The organism is Phenylobacterium composti DSM 19425 (genome assembly GCF_059568645.1).
The window spans coordinates 331,740-345,672 of record NZ_JCANTT010000014.1 but is presented as its reverse complement, the minus strand read 5'-3'; the positions used below and the strand labels follow the sequence as shown (position 1 = coordinate 345,672).

12 protein-coding genes are annotated in these 13,933 nt (G+C 67.9%); 3 read left to right on the top strand and 9 right to left on the bottom strand.

From position 1 onward, the window contains the following. Window positions 1–227 precede the first annotated feature (227 nt). The 3 genes from BO64_RS10380 (at window position 228) to BO64_RS10370 (ending at window position 5,122) form a co-directional block, all read left to right on the top strand. Window positions 228–3,497 (top strand): hypothetical protein, encoded by a 3,270-nt coding sequence (locus tag BO64_RS10380; RefSeq protein WP_496403213.1) that lies wholly within the window; start codon window positions 228–230, stop codon window positions 3,495–3,497. Between the two features lie 399 nt (window positions 3,498–3,896). Continuing rightward, the gene (locus BO64_RS10375; protein WP_496403212.1) at window positions 3,897–4,289 is read left to right on the top strand and encodes a hypothetical protein; all 393 of its coding nucleotides are present in this window, start codon (window positions 3,897–3,899) and stop codon (window positions 4,287–4,289) included. After that, window positions 4,286–5,122, top strand: a complete 837-nt coding sequence (locus tag BO64_RS10370) for a hypothetical protein (RefSeq protein ID WP_496403211.1) — start codon at window positions 4,286–4,288, stop codon at window positions 5,120–5,122. The genes BO64_RS10375 and BO64_RS10370 overlap by 4 nt, the downstream gene beginning before the upstream one ends. Here BO64_RS10370 and BO64_RS10365 read toward each other — a convergent pair. The 9 genes from BO64_RS10365 to nuoN form a co-directional block, all read right to left on the bottom strand. After that, window positions 5,119–5,808, bottom strand: coding sequence for an ABC transporter ATP-binding protein (locus BO64_RS10365; RefSeq protein ID WP_496403210.1), 690 nt, complete (start codon window positions 5,806–5,808; stop codon window positions 5,119–5,121). The two genes, BO64_RS10370 and BO64_RS10365, sit on opposite strands and share 4 nt — an antisense overlap. Continuing rightward, window positions 5,801–7,036 carry a lipoprotein-releasing ABC transporter permease subunit gene (locus tag BO64_RS10360; RefSeq protein WP_496403225.1) on the bottom strand — a complete coding sequence of 412 codons (1,236 nt, stop codon included), beginning with the start codon at window positions 7,034–7,036 and terminating at the stop codon, window positions 5,801–5,803. The genes BO64_RS10365 and BO64_RS10360 overlap by 8 nt, the downstream gene beginning before the upstream one ends. A 56-nt stretch (window positions 7,037–7,092) precedes the next feature. Beyond that, entirely contained in the window at window positions 7,093–8,412 is a 1,320-nt protein-coding gene (gene proS, locus BO64_RS10355) for a proline--tRNA ligase (RefSeq protein ID WP_496403209.1), read from the bottom strand. A gap of 117 nt (window positions 8,413–8,529) precedes the next feature. Then, window positions 8,530–8,790: a DUF1467 family protein gene (locus BO64_RS10350; RefSeq protein WP_496403208.1), complete on the bottom strand. Its 261-nt coding sequence runs from the start codon at window positions 8,788–8,790 to the stop codon at window positions 8,530–8,532. Beyond that, window positions 8,787–9,215, bottom strand: coding sequence for a methylmalonyl-CoA epimerase (mce, locus tag BO64_RS10345; RefSeq protein ID WP_496403224.1), 429 nt, complete (start codon window positions 9,213–9,215; stop codon window positions 8,787–8,789). The genes BO64_RS10350 and mce overlap by 4 nt, the downstream gene beginning before the upstream one ends. An 86-nt stretch (window positions 9,216–9,301) precedes the next feature. Continuing rightward, on the bottom strand, window positions 9,302–10,984 hold the full coding sequence (locus tag BO64_RS10340) for a ribonuclease J (protein ID WP_496403207.1): 1,683 nt from the start codon (window positions 10,982–10,984) through the stop codon (window positions 9,302–9,304). After that, complete coding sequence (locus tag BO64_RS10335) at window positions 10,984–11,760, bottom strand: type III pantothenate kinase (protein ID WP_496403223.1); 777 nt, start codon at window positions 11,758–11,760, stop codon at window positions 10,984–10,986. The genes BO64_RS10340 and BO64_RS10335 overlap by 1 nt, the downstream gene beginning before the upstream one ends. Then, on the bottom strand, window positions 11,757–12,500 hold the full coding sequence (locus tag BO64_RS10330; RefSeq protein ID WP_496403206.1) for a biotin--[acetyl-CoA-carboxylase] ligase: 744 nt from the start codon (window positions 12,498–12,500) through the stop codon (window positions 11,757–11,759). The genes BO64_RS10335 and BO64_RS10330 overlap by 4 nt, the downstream gene beginning before the upstream one ends. Next, a complete protein-coding gene (nuoN, locus tag BO64_RS10325) occupies window positions 12,493–13,923 on the bottom strand; it encodes an NADH-quinone oxidoreductase subunit NuoN (RefSeq protein ID WP_496403205.1) in 1,431 nt (476 codons plus the stop codon). Before nuoN ends, BO64_RS10330 begins: the two co-directional genes overlap by 8 nt. Between the last annotated feature and the right edge of the window lie 10 nt (window positions 13,924–13,933).

The following is a 13,933-nucleotide window of genomic DNA, read 5'->3' as shown; positions in this document are numbered from 1 at the left end:
GGTCACCTCAGCGCGCCTCTGCTCTGCGGGCGGCCGAGGCGACCGGCGCAGCAGATCTCCGAACCCTGCAGCGCTGGCTTGCGGAGTATGAGCGGCATGGGCTCGCCGGCCTGGCTCGCAAGCGCCCGGCGAACGCCGGCCGCGCCCGTGTGGTGATCTCACGCCCGTTCGATGAAGCCGCGCTGGCCGCCGGCGCATCGCGGCAAACGCTCGAGGATCTCGGGCAAATGATCGACGCCAAGGTCAAAGCCATCTGGCAAAGCCGTGCTGAGGAAGGCGGCTGGGCCAACGTCCGACGGTTCGCGGAGTTCGAGCTCTTCAAGCTTTGCGAAGCCCAGGGCCTTACCATCCCGCCGAGCGCTTTACGGCTGTCGCGCCGCTACATCGAGCAGTTCTCGGCCGAGCGCATCGTCAACGTCTGGCGGAACAATCGGAAGGCTTTCGAAGACGGCAAGCCGCGGATCAACCGCGACTGGACTGGGCTCGCGCCTATGGAACGCGTGGTCGCCGACGTGAAGCTCGCTGATGCCCGCAAGGAAGCGGCTCGCCAGGAGATCAACACTGAGCGCAAGGCCAACCGAGAGCGCCTCGCCGAGATCGACAATCCCAACCCATGGGAACTCGTCGGCCGTGGCGTCGGCACCATCGTCGGCACCTACCGGGGCATGGAGGTCGCGCGGGAGGCCGAAGCGATCCGGCAGCGCCAGGCCGAATTGCTCGCCGCCGGCATCAAACTGATCACCGACACCTCGCGCGAAGCCGAGGCGGCCTATGACTCCCTGCTCCCGAAGACGCGGCAGATCGAGGAGGTGGAGCGGCAGCGCGCACTCCTGCAGGAAACCCTGCGCGGCGGCTCAGCTGCCCTCGCCAAGGCGGGCCTGACCGAAGCTCAGGCCCGAGACGCGATCGCAGCCGCCGACAAGAAGATCGTCGAGCTTCGCGCCTCGCCGGAGCAGAAGAAGGCCCAGCAGGATGCGGAGGCGGCCGCCCGTCGGGCGCTCAAGGCGTCTCAGGCCGAGATCGAAGCCGCCGACAAGCGGATCGATAGCTTCCGGGCGGAGATCGCCGCGATCGGCGCCACGGCGCAGAGCCAGCGCCGGCTCCAACTTGCCCGGATGATCGAAGACGCGCCGCTGCAGCGGCAGCGTCAGCTCCTGGCTCAGTTGGGCGAAGAACGGGAGAAGGCCCTCGAGCTAGCCGGCGCGTGGGAGAAGATCGCCGACGCCCAAGCCGCGGCGGCTGATCGGACCATGAGCCAGCGCCAGAAGGCCGTGGCCGACACACAACGCCAGCTGAACGACGCGATCCAGTTCGGCGAGGGCCTGATCACCCAGCGCGAGCTGCAGGCCCGCGCCGTCGCGGAAAACACCGAGCAGTGGGCGATCGCCCAGGAGCACGCGAACGCCGAACTCCTGCGCACACCCGAGACGCTCAGCGAGGGCGCGAAAGGCATCCAGACGTACGAGGAGCGGCTTCGCGATCTCATCATGTCCCTGGACGATGCGACCTTCGGCTTTGAGCAGTTCCGGCGCAGCCTGAAGAATGGCGACTTCGGCGGTGCGCTGGGCGGACTGATGGCGACCGTCCAGGGGATCGCGGGCTCGTTCAAGAACGGCGGGGTCTGGGGCGGCGTGAGCGCCGTAGGCCAGGTCGCGGGCCAAGCTATCGGCGGCCGCACCGGTCGAGCGATCAGCGGCGGGTTCGGCATCGCCGGGATGGGGCTCGGCCTCGGCGGTTTTCTCTCCAGCGGCGCGGGCGTGGCCATGGCTGGCGGCATCGGCACGGCCCTCGGCGGCGGAGCCCTAGGCGCGGCGGCGGCTAATGGCCTGATGGCGCTCGGCGCGGTGGCGGGTCCGATCGCCCTGGCCGCCGGCGCGCTGTATGCCGCCGCCAAAATCTTCAACGTGGGCGGCAAGCCGTCGAACCACGGAGCGGGCTTCGACCTGGTCACCGGTCAGTTCAGCGGCAACAAGCGGAATGCCGAGACCGAACAGGCGGTGAAGGCCGCCGGCGAAGCCGTCATCGGCATCCAGGACGCGCTGAAGGCAGCCGGCATCGGGATCAAGGACGCCGTCACCGGCATGGTGATCGGCACCCGCGACGAAACCCAGATTTACCTGCAGAGCGGTCGCACCCTCCGCTCGGCCGTGGGCGATTCCGGCGCGGCCGTGGACGTCGCCATGCGCGCCCTGCTGGAGAGCGCCACCTACGTCAGCGAGGGCCAGAAGAAGGCCGTGGAAGGCGCCCTGGCTGCGGGCAAGGGCTTCGAGGCCGTCGCCGAGGTGCTGGCCGCGTACGAGGCCGCACAGCAGATCCCGAAGCAGATCTCCGACATGATCCTGCAGCTCACCGACCCCAAGGCCTGGGCCATCGAGGAGCTGAAGCGCGCCCAGGAGGAGCAGCGCAAGGCTCTGAAGGCGGCCCTCGACGCCGGCTATCTGACCCAGGCCGTATACGACAAGACGGCGGCCGACCTCACCCAGCTCGAGCAGCTGCAGCTCGCCGAGGTGCTGAAGCAGTTCAGCGACGTCGTGGATGACTCGACTGACGCGCTCCTGGAGCAAGCAACCGGCATCAAGAAGTCAGTGGGCGATCGCATTCTCGAGCTCACGAACCCGAACGCCTACAGGGTCAAGCGGGTCAACGACGAGATCGACGCCAAGCGGACCGAGGCGCTGAAGCTGATCGAGGCCGGCGTGCTTGGGACCGACTTCCTGGACCAGCTCGAGCAACTTCGCGGGCTGGAGCTGCAGGCGCTCGCCGGCGCGGTCGCGGACGTTGCCGACGTCTTCGAGCAGGCCCGACCGCGCCTCCTGGCTTGGCTGGACCAACTGCGCCTGTCGCCGTCGGCCGAACTCTCGCCCCAGGCGGCCAAGGAAGAGGCGCTGCGCCAGTACGAGGCCCAGCTCGCCAAGGCCCGAGCCCGAGATCCGGACGCCCTGTCGAACATCACCTCCTACGCCGACCGGCTGCTATCGGCAGACCGCAACGCGACGAGCTCGGCGCAGGATCGCCTGGCGCTGTCCGATCGCGTGCAGGCGGACAGCGCCGGCCTCAGCGGCATGGGCGGCGCCGGCGGCAGTGAGGCCGACCAGCTCGCGGCGATGCGGGTTTCACTCACTCAGATCGCCCAGGCCTCCGCACTGCAGATGCAGGCGAGTCAGCAGGCGGTGAGCGAGGGCGGTTCGCGGGTCCTGGTGTCGAACATCCCTGCCCTCAAGGAGATGTTCGGCGGCTCTCTGACGATCGAAACTGACCGTCTCGTCGCCGCCAACGATCGCAGCAGGCAAGAGATCGTCGCCTCGCTTGAAAGGCTGCGCGCTCAGCTGGCGGAACTCATGGGCGAGTTGCGTGCGGCAGTGTCGGCCGGAAATCTGGCGGCAGCCGAGCGGCTGGAAGCGATCGCGGCTGGCGTCGCGGCGCAACTGCAAGAGGTCCAGAACCTTAATCGCGAGACCCAGCTCCAAAACGTCCACTATAGAGCGAGCGCACGTTGAGCATCGGGCCACCCGCAGCTGCAAACGACCGCAGCGTTGAAGAGCTAGCCGCAGCTCTCATGATGGCCGGGGAACAGCTGAGAGTCGCCATTCAGGCCCTTCAGGGCGACGTGTCGGCGACTGGCACGGCGTCGACGGACCGCCTTGCGGCGGCGAGCGCTGCTATTGAATTCCATGCCGAAGCCGCCGCCGCGCTGGCCTTCGCTCAAGGGGTGTGATGGTCGTGCGAACTACGTTCACACGCATTTCGAACGCTGACTGAATACTTGACCGAGCGGGCGCGTCGTCGTCCCGCGAAATCCCGGCAAGTCCCAGCTAGTCCCGGCTCCGACGACAAACTCTACCGTGAGCGACAATCTCTGTGGGCCTCTCTAGTGGAATCTGGGAGGAGCTATCGTCATGCGTGTCTTTTCGAGCCTCGCGGCGCTGATCTGCGCCTCGGCCATCGCCTCAGGCGGCGCCCAGGCGCAGCCCGGACCAAGCCGGATGTTCCAGGCCTCGCCGCCCGCGGCCTGCGCCACGGCGCTTCCTGACACCGGCAAGTCGCTCAAGTTCGAGGAGCAACTTATGGAGGCCCAGCGCGGCGCCCTGGTCAGCGCCATATTCCTCGCCCTCCATGCCCCAACGGGGGACGACAGCTGGCCGGCCCGCGAACTGGCGGGCGCCGCGCCCTGCCCGGTTGCGCGGTTCGTCACCGGCGACGCGGTCTGGACCATTCATGGCGGCGGACCCGAGCTGCCACCGCGCTGGATCCGCGCCCCTCTGACAACGAGTCCTTCTTCTTCCTCATGAAGGGCCCCGCCCTGGCGGACGCCGAGGCCTGGAACCAGGCCGGCCGCCGCGGCCTGCCCGCCGCCACCGCCACGCCGGGCTACTACCTGATCGCGCGAATGGACGGGCTGAATTATGTCCTCAAGATGTACGACGGCCCGCCCGGTATGGAACGCCTGGCGGACGACATCGCCGACCTGATGGACGGCTCGGAGCCGCCGGTCGCCGTGCACGCCCCGGTCGGCGACGCCATCAGCCTGTTCGTCCCCACGGAGAACGGCCGCCAAGTCGAGATCATCCGGCCGCAAGACATCGCGGCCTCCGGGGGCTACGCCACCCTGCTCTTCCCCGACGGCGAGTTGTTCGCCTACGACGACAACAACGCCTACGTCATGGCCGGCTCCGGCTTCGCCTGCGCCGAGAGTTACGGTGAGTTTGAAAGATCAGTTGTGGCTGTCCACGATCCGAACCTGGCCAGCCTGGACCTCGCCTGTTTGCTGTCCGGCGACGTCGGCGACCTGAGGATCGCTGTCACCCGCACGCCCGACAAGTCCGCGGACAAGGCCATCTGGGAAGCCACCATCCGCGCCCTCGAGCAGCAATCCGGCGTGGCGCGCAGGCTGCCGAACCCGCCCACGGGCCCGAGGAGTCAGATCCAGGCGGGCCGCCAGTGGCTCGACAATGACGGCGTTGTCCAGACTGTGCTGCTCCTGCTCCGCGGCGAGTACATCTACGGCCTGCATCAGATGAACAGGCCCGAGAGCATCGACGCCGCGAATGCCGCGCTGCTGGCCTTGCTTGAACAGATCGATCTGGCCGCTCCCCGGCCGGCGGACGGCCCGGCCCGCCGCTAAGGCCTTGTCCAGGGCTCGAGGTGACCGTTCTTCAGCGCGAGCACCCGGTCCATGTGGCCGGCAAGTTCGAGGTTGTGGGTGGCCACCAGCGCGGCGACGCCCTGCCGCCGGGCCAGGGCGTAGAGGTTCTCGAACACCGCCTCCGACGTCTTGGGATCGAGGTTGCCGGTGGGCTCGTCCGCCAACAGCACCTGCGGCGCATTGGCCAGGGCCCGGGCGATGGCGACCCGCTGCTGCTCCCCTCCGGAGAGCTGCGCGGGCTGATGGTGGACGCGGTCCCCGAGCCCGAGTTCGCCAAGCAACGTCGCAGCCCGTTTGCGGGCCGCCTGACGGCTGCGGCCCGCGATCATCTGCGGCAGGGCGACGTTGTCGAGGGCAGAGAACTCCGGGAGCAGGTGATGGAACTGGTAGACGAACCCCACGGTCGCCAGGCGCACCCGCGTCCGCTCGCGCTCGTTGAGGTTCGAGCAATCCTGCCCAAGGACCGTGATCCGCCCCGCGTCGGGATGCTCTAGGAGGCCGGCGGCATGCAGCAACGACGACTTGCCCGACCCTGAGGGGCCGATCAGCCCGACGATCTCGCCGGGATTGAGATCAAGATCGACCCCGCGCAGCACCGTGAGCGGCCCCGCGGCGGTGCGATAGGTGCGCTCCAGGCCACGGATGGAAAGGACAGGCTCACTCATAGCGGAGCGCCTCCACCGGATCGAGGCGCGAGGCGCGCCAGGCCGGCGGCAGGGTGGCCAGGCAGCTCATGGCCAGCCCCCAACTGGTCACGATCGCCACTTCCGCCCAGTCGATCTTCGCCGGCACGCGGTCGAGGAAATAGACGTCGGACGAGAACAACACCGCCCCGGTGATCACCTCAAGGGCGTGCTGGATCGGAGTGATGTAGGCGCAGAACAGAATGCCAAGCACCAGGCCGGCGATGGTGCCCAGAACGCCGATGCTGGCACCCGCCATGAAGAAGATCCGCAGGATCGCTCCCTGCCCCGCCCCAATGGTTCGCAGGATAGCGATGTCCCGGCCCTTATTCTTCACCAGCATGACAAGGCCCGAGATGATGTTCAGCGCGGCGATGGCCACCAGCAGCATGAGGATCATGCGCATCATCACCCGCTCGATCTTCAGTGCGTCCCAGAACGAGCTATCTCGCTGGGTCCAGTCGGTGACGATGGCCGACGGGCCGGCCGCGGCGTTGATGGCCGCCTTCAGCCGCCCGGCATGGTCTGGGTCGGCGACGCGGACCTCGATGGCGTCAGCCGTCCCCTCACGCCCGAAGAAGAGCTGGGCCTGCTCGAAGGGCATGAAGATGTAGGCCTGGTCGTACTGGCTCATGCCCACGGCGAACGTCCCGCCGACCACATATTCCTTCTGCATGGGCGTGCCGCCGAAGGCGGTGACGCCCGCCGACGGCGAGATCAGGGTCAGGACATCCGCCGGACCCACGCCAAGGGACTGGGCTAGGCGCTCACCCACGAGGATGGTCTCGCCACCGTACTCGCCGACGCCGAACTCCTTCAGCGAACCCTTGGTGACGTTATCCGCTACCATGCGGGTGGCCTGCAGGTCCTTCGGGCTGATGCCGCGCACGATGGCCCCCGAGATCTGCGTCGGACCAAGGGCGATGGCCTGGGCCTCTACAATGGGCGCGGCCTGCACCACGTCCGGCGCCTGCAACAGCCGCTGCACGGCAGCGTCGCGTTCCGGCCCGTCCAAGACCCCGCCCATGACATAAACATGGCCCTGGAAGCCCAGGATGCGGGTGAGCATCTCGGACCGGAAGCCGTTCATAACGCTCATGACGATGATCAGCACCGCCACAGCAAGCATGATGCCGATGAAGGAGATGACGGAGATCAGCGCCACGCCGCCCTGGCTGCGCTTGGCCCGCAGATAGCGGCCGGCGAGCATACGCTCCCAGTAGCCGAACGGCGGCGCGCGGCCGCCGATGACCGCTGCCGCTTCGCTCACCCTGCGATCACCTTGAGGGCGTGGTCCAGGGGAAGGCTCTGGCGCTCGCCGGTGGCCCGACGCTTCAGTTCGACAACGCCCTCGGCGACGCCCTTCGGGCCGACGATCAATTGCCAGGGCACGCCCACCAGATCCAGGGAAGCGAACTTCGCCCCCGGCCGCTCGTCACGATCGTCAAGCAGAGGTTCCTTGCCCGCCGCCTGAAGCGCCCGGTAGGCGCGCTCGGCAATCTCGTCCACCGCCGCCTCGCCGGGCCGCAGGTTGACGACCGCCGCGCCAAACGGCGCGACGCTGTCTGGCCAGATGATGCCCGCCTCGTCGTGGCTGGCCTCGATGATCGCGCCCACGAGGCGCGAGACCCCGACGCCATACGAGCCCATGTGGACGCACCGCTCCTGGCCGTCCGGCCCCGCCACCTTGGCGTTCATGGGCTTCGAGTACTTCTCGCCGAAGTAGAAGATGTGCCCCACCTCGATGCCCCGAGCGCTCATACGCTTGTCTGCGGGGGCCTCAGCCTCGAAGCGCGCCGGGTCGTGCATCTCATCGCTGGCGGCGTAGAGGCGGGTGCGTTGCTGCACCAGCGGCTCAAGGTCGCCGTCCCAGTCGATATCCGGCCCGGGCGCCCCCATCTCAACAAGGTCGCGGTGGGCGAACACCTCACTCTCGCCGGTGTCGGCGAGGATGATGAATTCGTGAGACAGGTCGCCGCCGATCGGCCCCGTGTCCGCCCGCACCGGAATCGCTTTCAGGCCCAGGCGCGAATAGATGTTCAGATACGCCAGGAACATCCGGTTGTACGCGCGCCGCGCCGACGCTTCGTCGATATCGAACGAATAGGCGTCCTTCATCAGGAACTCGCGGCCGCGCATCACGCCGAAACGCGGGCGGCGCTCGTCCCGAAACTTCCACTGGATGTTGTAAAGATTCTTCGGCAAGTCCTTGTAGGACTTCACGTAAGCGCGGAAAATGTCCGTGATGACCTCTTCCGCGGTCGGGCCGTACAGCAGGTCGCGCTCGTGGCGGTCCTTGATGCGCAGCATCTCCTCGCCATAGTCGTCGTAGCGACCGCTCTCCCGCCACAGGTCGGCAAGCTGCAGCGTCGGCATCAGCACTTCGATGGCGCCGGCCCGATCCATCTCCTCACGGACCACCTGCTCGATCTTCTTCAACACGCGCAGGCCCAGCGGCAGCCAAGCATAGATGCCGGCCGCTTCCTGGCGGATCATCCCGGCGCGGAGCATGAGCTGGTGGGAGACGATCTGCGCGTCGGAAGGCGCCTCGCGCAGCGTCGGCATGAAGTAACGCGAAAGGCGCATCGTCTCTGGTGTCCTAAGGATTCAAGGCGGGAAGGAGGCGCGTTGATAGCCTCCCCCCACGAAGCTTGGCAACGCGCCTGTGGCGGATCGGCTCCGGCACGCGCGCTGGAAAGTCGGCTAGTAGCCGGAAGGTAGCGACGGAAGCTTCACCAACCCGAAGTGGATGATCGCATAGACCACCGCGAACACGATGGCCGACACCCAGGTCGTGGTGAAGAACTTCTGCTTAAGCTTGGGGTCGACCGGCGCCCCGGGATCTCCACCATCCCCCTTATCGAGGCCGGCTTCGTAGTGGCTCTGCACGCCCCACGGCAGCACGGCGAACAGCACGGTCCACCAGATCGTGAGGAAGATCGCGATCGCCGTGACCGGACTCATATCAGTGCGCCCCCCTTCGGCGTTTCCATCAGTTCGACCAGAACACCACCCATGTTCTTCGGATGCACGAAGATCACCGGCGTGCCGTGGGCTCCGATGCGCGGCACGCCGCCGTTCAGCACCGTTGCGCCCTTGGCGGCCATGTCATCGCGCGCAGCGATGATGTCGTCCACCTCGAAACAGACGTGGTGTTGCCCGCCCGCCGGGTTCTTTTCAAGGAAGCCCTTGAGCGGCGAGTTGTCGCCGGCCGGTTCGATGAGCTCGATCTGGCTATTGGGTAAATCGACGAAGCAGACCCAGACGCCCTGCTCCGGCATCTCGAACTTCTCGCCAATCTTGGTGGCGCCGAGGACGTCGCGATACAACTTCACCGCGTCGTCGATGGAAGGCGTGGCGATCCCCACATGGTTCAGTCGTCCGATCATGAGGTGGGTATACGCCGCCTCAGAAACGAGCGCGAGATCACCGAGCGTCAGCCTCGCGCCCGTCCTTCCGGCCAACCGTCGCCGTTTCAGACCCGCAGAACCGTCGTTTCAACAACGGGGCGACGGCCCCAGATTCGCTGGCTCGCCTTCTTCACAGCCCGGGAGATGGCGGTTTCGACGTCAGCATCGATCTCCCGCTCCTCCCCCTTGAGCCGCCCCAAAGCCTGCTCGGCTTCCTCGGCAAGATCATCGAGCGCCTCATCCAGAGGATAATCCTCGTCCGCCGGCAGACCGAGGGCGCGGACGGCTGGCCCCGCGGCCAAGCGGCTTCGGCCGTCGAGCACGACCGATACCACGATCATGCCGTTGTAGGCGGCGTGCCGGCGCTCGCGCAGAGCGTCGCCGTTCTCGGGGGTGAGCACGCCTGCGTCCACGAAGAGACGGCCCGCGGGCACCTCGTCGATCACCTCAGCCCGGCCGGGCGCAAGACGCACCATGTCGCCATTGCGAGGGGTCACCTGCTGGGGCACCTGAAGGTCCCGCGCAAAGGCAGCGTGCTCCATCAGGTGACGACGCTCACCGTGCGTCGGCACCGCAATCTCCGGGCGCGCCCAGCGGTACATCTCGGCCAGTTCGTCGCGACACGGGTGGCCGCTCACGTGGATGCCCGGATGATCGCGCTCGGTGTAAAGGCGAACGCCGCGCTCGGTCAGCTTGTTCTGGAGGTTGCGGATCGGGATTTCGTTGCCGGGGATCACTCGGCTGGAGAACACTACGGCGTCGCCTGCCCCCAAGCTCACATGCGGATGGGCGCCATCTGCGATGCGCGCCAGCGCCGCTCGCGGTTCGCCTTGGCTACCGGTGCAGAGATAGAGGACCTGGTGGCCCGGCAGGTGCTTGGCCTCAGTATCGTCTAGGAACGGCTGCACGTCCTGCATCAACCCTACCGACTTGGCCGCAGCGGCCATGCGGTGCATCGACCGCCCCACAAGACAGACGCGCCGCCCTGCGGCCTCGGCCGCGCGGATCACGCTGTCCATACGGGCCACGTTCGAAGCGAAGCAGGCGACCGCAACCTTGCCCTTCATCCCGCTGATCAGCGGCGTGAGGGCGGCTCGCACGTCAGCCTCGGAACCGGCGTGACCGTCCTGGAACACGTTTGTGCTGTCGCAGACCATCGCCAGCACGCCTTCGTCGCCCAGCTGGCGGATGCGGTCGATGTCGGTGGGACCGCCCAACAATGGGTCAGGGTCGATCTTCCAGTCGCCGGTGTGCAGGACCGTGCCTAGAGGCGTCCTGATTGCGAGGCCGTTTGGCTCGGGAATGGAATGGGTAAGCGTAATCAGTTCAAGGCTGAACGGCCCAAGCTCGATCTTGCCGCCCAGCGGCACTTCGGTGATCTGGGCCTCTTCCAGCAGGTCGGCTTCGCGCAGCTTCTCGCGCAGGATGAATGCCGTGAACGGAGTGGCATAGATCGGCGCCTTGAGCCGGGGCCACAGCCACGCCACGGCGCCGATGTGGTCCTCGTGAGCGTGCGTGAGAACAATGCCCAGGATCCGGTCGGCGTATTCCTCGATGAACTCGGGATCGGGCAGAATCACCTCGACCCCAGGCGTGGTCTGGTCGCCGAAGGTGACGCCGAGGTCGACCACGATCCATTTGCGATCGTGCGGCGGCCCGAAGCCATAGAGATTGAAGTTCATTCCAATCTCGTTCGACCCGCCCAAGGGCAGGAAGACGAGTTCGTCGGCGGCGTCGTTATGGGGCATCAAGCCTTGCCTTGGTTGCGGCGCCAGATCTCCAGCATGCCGCGGATGGTGAGATCGGAGTCGAACTTGTCGATCGCCGTGGTGGCGCCGTGAAACAGAGACGCAACCCCTCCGGTGGCGACAACCGTCAGCGGCTCATTGCGTTCGGCCTTGATGCGCGAGATCAGGCCCTCGATCAGGGCGATGTACCCCCAGAATACGCCAGACTGCATGGCGCCTACCGTGTCCGTGCCCACGACCTTCCGCGGCTTCTGGATCGCGACCCTGGGAAGTTTGGCCGCCGCCGTATGCAACGCCTCCATGGACAGGTTGATCCCCGGAGCGATCACGCCGCCCTCGAACCCGCCGTCAGCAGCCACCACGTCGAACGTCGTGGCGGTGCCGCTGTCGATGACAATCAGCCCGCCCGGATAGACGGCATGGGCGCCGATGGCGTTCACCAGCCGGTCCGCACCGGCCTCAGACGGCTTATCAATGCGCACCGGAATGCCCAGGTCGACGTTTTCCCCGATGACGAGGGGCTCCACCTTCAGGTAGCGCCGGGCGAGGTTGCGGAGGTTGAAGATCGACTGCGGCACCACGCTTGAGACGATACAGCCGTCGAAGGCGCCGAGGGCCAGCCCTGCCATGGATAGCAGCTGCGAAAGCCAGACGGCGTATTCGTCGGCTGTCCGGGTGGAGTCCGTCGCTGCTCGCCATTGGGCGATCCAGCGCTCGCCGTCATGCACGGCGAAGAGCGTGTTGGTGTTGCCCTGCTCGATGGCCAGCAGCATCAGATCGGCCCTCCGAAGAAAACGTCGCCCGCGGTTACGCGCTCGAGCCTGCCGTCGTCCAGCCTGAGACGGAGCGCGCCATCAGCGTCCATGCCTTCGGCGACGCCGACGAGCGTGCGGTTGGGAAGTCGCGCTTCGCAGCGCTCGCCGAGGCCGATGGCGCGGGCGGTCCAGGCTTCGGCGATGGGGGGGAAGCCCTGGGTGGTCCAGGTGCGTCGCCAGTGGTCGAAGGTGCTGCGGAGCACATCCAGAGCGGCCAGGGGCGCCGGCGGGGGGGCCTGCATGTAGTCGGCGAAGGCGGCGGCGGGGCGTTCCGCGTCCTGGGGGGCGTGGGCCAGGTTGACGCCGACGCCGACGGCCAGCCAGAGGCGCCCGTCCGGCCGGGCGCCGGACTCCACGAGGACACCCACGGCCTTGCGGCCATGGATCAGCACGTCATTGGGCCACTTCAGCCGGGCGAGGCCGGGGCCGAGGCAGGCGTCGGCGAGGTCGCAGGCGGCGAGCGCGGCCACGAAGGAGATCTGGGCCGCCTCGGCGGCAGGGGCGTCGGAGACCGTCAGCAGGGTGGCGGCGAGGTTGCCGGCCCGGGAGGACCAGGGCCGGCCGCGGCGCCCGCGGCCGGCGGTCTGCACCGCGGCGGTGATCCAGACCGGACCCGCCTCGCCCGCCTCGGCGCGCCGCCGCGCCTCGGCGTTGGTGGAGTCGAGGCTCTCGTAGGCCTCGATCGGCGGAAGCTCAGCCAAGCCCGAAGGCCCGCGCCGCCTGGCCAGCGGCCGGATAGATCCAGACCAGCCCGGCGAGGACCAGCGGGAACGAGAACAGGCCGAGGGCGATGGCCGTGCCGCGGGCCTCGACCGGCGGCTTGTCGGTGGCGCCCGGGCTGGCGTCGAACCACACGGCCTTCAGCAGGCGGAGGTAGTAGAACGCGGCCACGACCGAGCCCACCAGGCCCAGCACCGCCGGAACCCAGAGGCCGGCGTCGATGGCGGCCTTGAACACGAACACCTTGGCCCAGAAGCCCGAGAACGGCGGCAGGCCGAGGGCCGACAGGGCGAAGGCCGTCATGGCCAGGGCGATGCCCGGCTGTTCCTTGATGAGGCCGGCCATGTCGTCGACCGTCTCCAGGGCCCGGCCCTGACGCGACAGGGCCGTGAGGCAGGCGAAGAAGCCCGTCACGTCGATCATGTAGAGCACCATGAAGACGAGCATGGACTGCACGCCTTCCTGGGTGCCGGCGGCGAGGCCGAGGATCGCGTAGCCGACGTTGGCGATGGAGGAATAGGCCCACAGGCGCTTGAGGTTCTTCTGCACCAGGCCCGCGAAGGCGCCCACGGCCACCGACATCAGGGCGATGACCACCAGCACCTGCTGCCACTGGGGCGCAGCGCCGGCGAAGCCGTCGGCCAGGGCGCGGGCGAACAGCACCATGGCGGCCAGCTTGGGCGCGGCGGCGAAGAAGGCCACGACCGGCGTCGGCGCGCCCTCATAGACGTCCGGCGTCCACATGTGGAACGGCGCCGCCGAGACCTTGAACGCCAGGCCGCAGATCAGGAACACGAGGCCGAACAGGGCGCCCACATTGGCGCCGCCCTTCACCGTCTCGGCGATCTCGCTGAACACGGTGGAGCCGGCGAAGCCGTAGATCAGGCTGGCGCCATAGAGCAGCAAGCCCGACGAGAGCGCGCCCAGGACGAAATACTTCAGACCCGCTTCCGAAGCCTTGGCGTCGTCGCGGTGCATGGCCGCCAGGACGTAGAGCGCCAGCGAGTGCAGCTCGACGCCCACGTAGAGGGAGATCAGGTCCCCGGACGAGGCCATCATGCCCATGCCGAGGGCGGCCAGCAGGATCAGCACCGGGAATTCGAAGTTGCGAACGCCCCGGCGCTCGAACCACGGCTGGGCGATCGGAATGGCCACGGCCGAAGCCAGGTAGATGGCCACCTTGGAGAAGGCCGAGGCGGCGTCCGCAATCAGCGCGCCCCCGAAGGCCACGCCCGACGGCTGGGTGGCCGCGGCCACGGCCGCGCCCAGCAGGGCGACGACGGCGGCGCCGGCGACGGCGGCCGTGGCGCGCGGGGCGAAGGCCCCCACCACCAGCAGCGCCAGGGCGCCGCCGGCGAGGATCAGCTCCGGAAACGCAAGCGAGAGGTCAGCAGCGAAGTTCATCTAAAGGCCC